The organism is Mycobacterium sp. AT1 (genome assembly GCF_002043095.1).
Classification (GTDB): Bacteria; Actinomycetota; Actinomycetes; order Mycobacteriales; family Mycobacteriaceae; genus Mycobacterium.
Genome location: NZ_MVOC01000029.1, coordinates 28215 through 28495 on the forward strand (window position 1 = coordinate 28215; position 281 = coordinate 28495).

Annotated in this window: 1 pseudogene; it reads left to right on the top strand. The window is 70.1% G+C overall.

The annotated features are described in order from the left end of the window. Positions 1 to 281 (top strand): annotated as a pseudogene (locus tag B1790_RS35295) (HNH endonuclease); the annotation flags it as partial.

A 281-nucleotide genomic window follows, 5' to 3' on the forward strand; every position in this document is an offset into this window, starting at 1 on the left:
GCCCTCACCCCCACCCCGGGTCGCCTGGCCAGCCTGCGGCCCGCCGCCCTGATGGGTGGACAGTTCCTGCCAGGAGCGATTGCGTGCCGCGCCACGGTCGGGGCGACCATCACCCGGATCGTCCACCCCGGCCAAGCCCCACCCGAACCCCGATACCGACCCTCGAAGAAGCTGGCCGACTTCATCCGCTGCCGAGACATGACGTGCCGCTTCCCCGGCTGCCGAGCGCCCGCGACGAATTGTGATGTCGACCATACGATTCCGTGGCCATACGGGCCGAC